The organism is Coleofasciculus sp. D1-CHI-01, assembly GCF_040218875.1.
Lineage (GTDB): Bacteria > Cyanobacteriota > Cyanobacteriia > Cyanobacteriales > Coleofasciculaceae > Coleofasciculus.
Map to the genome: position 1 here is coordinate 1 of NZ_JAVJQP010000069.1, position 3,627 is coordinate 3,627.

Genomic DNA, 3,627 nt, shown 5'->3' on the forward strand with positions numbered 1-3,627 from the left:
GGAATTGGTTAGGTGAAAGATTGGGGCAGGGCGGGTTTTGTCGAAAGGTGATTGGTGACTCGATTAATTTTGTCCCTAAACCCGCCCCTACATTGGGAATTGGTTAGGTGAAAGATTGGGGCAGGGCGGGTTTTGTAAAAAGGTGATTGGTGACTCGATTAATTTTGTCCCTAAACCCGCCCCTACACTGGGTTTTATGTCCCGATATCATATTTTATGAAACTTAATACTCTTGCACCGCTATCAGGCAAAATGTATCATTCCTCCCCCAGCTCCCCCATCTCCCCCATCTCCCCCATCTCCCCCAGCTTTCCCAGTATTTCCACGGCTGCTGCACTACAGCACTCTCAAAATACTGGGAATACTATCAACCGCTTCTAACGCCTGAATTTCGGCTAAGGCTTTGCGGAAGTTTCCTTCCCGGACATCATGGGTGACAACCACAATTTCAGCTAACTCGTTCTGGAAGCCAATTTGTACGACTGACTCTAAACTCACCCCATGATTACCAAAGCTAATCCCCAGATGACCAATCACACTGGGTCGGTCTTTGGTCATAATCCGGGCATAAAATCGAGTGACTAATTCTGAAATTGGGGCGATGCTGCAATAGTGTTGATGCACACAACTTAATAAGGGATGCAGATGATGGGTTTCTCCCGCCGTTTTCAATACAGCCGCAATATTCAAAATATCCGATACCACCGCACTCGCCGTGGGACCTGAACCAGCACCGGGACCAAAGAACATCACTTGTCCCAAGGGTTCCCCTTCTACCAAAATCGCGTTGTAAACCCCATGAATACTAGCCAGGGGATGGGCTTGGGGGACGAGAGTGGGGTGAACCCGAATCTGTAGCATGTCTGATTCGGGTTCACTGGTGGCAACCCTCGCCTCTCGCTTGGCTACCGCCAGGAGTTTAATCACAAAGCCTAAGTTCTGGGCGTAGGCAATATCGGCAGCGCTGACTTGGCGAATGCCTTCACAGTGAACGTCTTCTAACTTAATCCGTCCGGCAAAGGCTAAGGAGGCGAGGATGGCAATTTTATCGGCGGCGTCTAACCCTTCAACATCGGCGGTGGGATCAGCTTCGGCATAGCCTAATTTTTGGGCATCTGCCAGAATATCGGCAAATTCTCCGCCTTCGCTTTCCATGCGGGTGAGAATGTAGTTGGTGGTGCCGTTGACGATACCAGTAATGCTGTGAATTTGATTGACGCCTAAGGACTGTTTTAGGGGTTGAATCACTGGGATACCGCCGCCCACCGCCGCTTCTAAGAGAACATAGACGCCTTTTTCTTCGGCGGCGGTGAAGATTTCTGCCCCATAGCGGGCGATAACGGCTTTATTGGCGGTGACAATATGCTTAGAGTGAGAAATGGCTTTGAGGATTAGCGATCGCGCGGGTTCTAATCCCCCTAGTAATTCCACGATAATATCAATCTCTGGGTCAGTGACAATTGACTCCAAGTCCGTCGTCATCACTTCAGGCGGCACTTTCACCGATCGCGGTTTATCTAGCGATCGCACGCCGACTCTATGAATGTCAATCGCTTGCAGCAGGGGATTTCGACCCGTGGGGTCTTGTAAAATTTTTGCTGTTCCTGTACCAACTGTTCCCAGTCCCAATAAACCGATTGTAAAAGCCACAGCTATTATCCTAAAATTTTAAGCATTACAGAAAAAGGGTCATCTTTCAAACCAACCTTCATCCACATAATTAATTTGGGCAAAGGGACTCAACGCCGACAACACTTGAGTACCGTAACTGCGATGGTTAACCCGATTGTCTAATAAGGCAACAATCCCTTGAGAGTCTCGCACTGGCGCAACTGCCCGTTGTAATTCTCGCAACGCCGCAGGTAATAGATATAAGCGAAACCAGTCTAACCGTCGCTGTTTGTAGTACGCCACTTGACCTGCAACCCAAGGGTATTCTAGGGAGGGTAGGGGTAACGTGGCAATAATTAACAGTTGGGGAGAGGGTAAAAACTGTTGCTGAGAGCGCCAGAATTCCCAACCACAAACTAGAATACCATTTTCCTCTAACTGGGTCTTTTCCACCTGGACTCGCGACCCAAATTCAGCGGCTAAAACTGCCCCTAACTGACTTTTCAGAGGAACATCCCCGACTAAGATGACGACAGGTGTTTTCAGCTGATGACTTGCCCCTAAAAGCGTTCGCACTTGTTGAAACAAGGCATTTCGGAAGCGGGGCGTATTCGGCATCGGTAGCCTATCGGGTAAATAAAGCTGAATCAGTTTGCTGTGGCGGTCAGGCGAGAATTTTAAGCAGGTTAACTCTCCTAAACCCAGTTGTTGACGGTAAACGTCCGCCGACGCCTCCAAATCTAGCGCCCCGCCAATTAAGACTATCGGTTGTTCTGACCAGATGCGGCTGAGGGATGTTGCTACTTCTGTGGGTTCACAATACAGGGAAAACTGACCCTGCGATCGCTCAATCGCTGCCCAGGTAAACTGATTGGATGATTGCCAGCATCGCCAAAACTGTTTCCAGGCGGGTGGCAGATAGGCAGACTCCCCACCATTTGCCGATTGTAAGACCTCAAACAACTCCTGGATGACAGCTTGTTCGCCCGATTCTATCAGATAGCAATCATAAGGATTGGCTGGACGCTCAAATAAGCGTTTGGTTAGCCGCACCCGCCTATCCCGAATCCAATCTGCCTTTTGCGGATGGGCTAACATCAGGTCATGCCAATGTTGAGGCTGAATCGTACTCTTGAGTTGATCACGCACCCAGTCGTCTAAATCGTCCGCTTGGTCTATGAGGGTGGGAATACCTTGAGGAAACGCGCTTTTGTCTCCCAAACGGTCTGCCAACCATGCTTCGGGAGTGGTAATCAGCAGTCCTTGAAAATCCTCATCTGGGAACCTGTCACCAATGTGAATCGCCTTATTTGTACCCATCCATTCTTGCAAGCTAGGAATTTCGACCTGTAGCAGCCACGTTTGGACTAACACAGGCGCAACAATAATCACGGGTTCGTGCCAGATTAAAGCAGGTGCCAAGTAACTCAGACGATAGGGTTCTTGGGGACTTCCTGTTTGAATTAATGCAGAACGCCCCAAGCGCAAAGCCCGCGCTACCAGCCGCGCCATGGTTAAATGGTGGGGCCAGTTGAGTTGACCTTGCTCTCGCAGAAAGGCACGTAGAGAGGAATGGACTTCGACTTCAATCACGTTAATCTCGTGTCTGAACGTTCCCAGAACTATAGACAGCTATTCTGATCTTGCCTCAACCTGAGGGTGAGTCCCTTGGACTGGATTTTGGAACTTATCTAGTTTGACATACGAATCGAGGATTATGTTTACCAGTGCGTTAACTTCCCAACCATTACCATTGGAATAAGATGCAAACGATTAAGGGCGGGTTTTGTAGAAAAGTTATCGGTGTCGATGTAAAGTTAATCCCTAAACCCGCCCCTACATACAGACGCTTCTGTCATCACGTCTGGAACATGACTCCCCCTGCTCCCCCTGCTCCCCCTGCTTCCCCTGCTCCCCCTGCTTCCCCTGCTCCCCCTGCTTTTCACCTTAAGTTGACACCAATGCCCTCAACCCTTACCCGCTCTTCTTTTTCGGTGACGCTGAGGATGAACGAGA

2 protein-coding genes are annotated in these 3,627 nt (G+C 49.4%); both read right to left on the reverse strand.

The genetic code is table 11. From position 1 onward, the window contains the following. Positions 1 to 336: 336 nt before the first annotated feature. A complete protein-coding gene (locus RIB93_RS12770; RefSeq protein WP_446373140.1) occupies positions 337 to 1,650 on the reverse strand; it encodes a homoserine dehydrogenase in 1,314 nt (437 codons plus the stop codon). Positions 1,651 to 1,689: 39 nt separating this feature from the next. Then, complete coding sequence (locus RIB93_RS12775) at positions 1,690 to 3,204, reverse strand: ATP-dependent DNA helicase (protein ID WP_446373141.1); 1,515 nt, start codon at positions 3,202 to 3,204, stop codon at positions 1,690 to 1,692. Positions 3,205 to 3,627 lie beyond the last annotated feature (423 nt).